1 protein-coding gene is annotated in these 502 nt (G+C 52.2%); it reads left to right on the top strand.

Features of this window, described 5'->3' with window-relative positions; genetic code table 11:
* The coding region (locus R7P74_RS29785; protein ID WP_318124352.1) for a sigma 54-interacting transcriptional regulator at positions 1–502 on the top strand (502 nt) is incomplete at both ends.

Raw genomic sequence — 502 nt, forward strand, 5'->3', positions numbered from 1 at the left:
CATTTACGGGCGCGAACAGTGTTCGTCAAGGCCGCTTCGAGCAAGCCAACGGAGGCACGCTCTTTTTGGACGAAATCGGGGACATGCCGCTGGATATCCAGACACGTTTGCTGCGCGTGTTGGCGGATGGCCAGTTCTACCGTGTTGGTGGTCACTCTCCGATTCGTGTCGATGTACGTATTGTCGCCGCCACGCACCAAAACCTCGAAAAACTGGTACACCAAGGCGATTTTCGTGAAGACTTGTTCCACCGCTTGAACGTCATTCGCGTACAAATTCCTGCGCTTCGTGAACGCAAACAAGACATTGAAAAGCTCACACAACACTTTCTGGTACGCGCCGCAGATGAGCTTGGAGTGGAAACCAAAACCTTGCACCCGTCGACAGTCGAAATTCTCAATCGACTCAATTGGCCGGGCAACGTACGTCAGCTAGAAAACATTTGTCGCTGGTTAACCGTGATGGCGAGTGGCAGTGAAGTATTACCGAACGATTTGCCTTC

It is taken from the genome of Vibrio sp. 2033 (assembly GCF_033339735.1).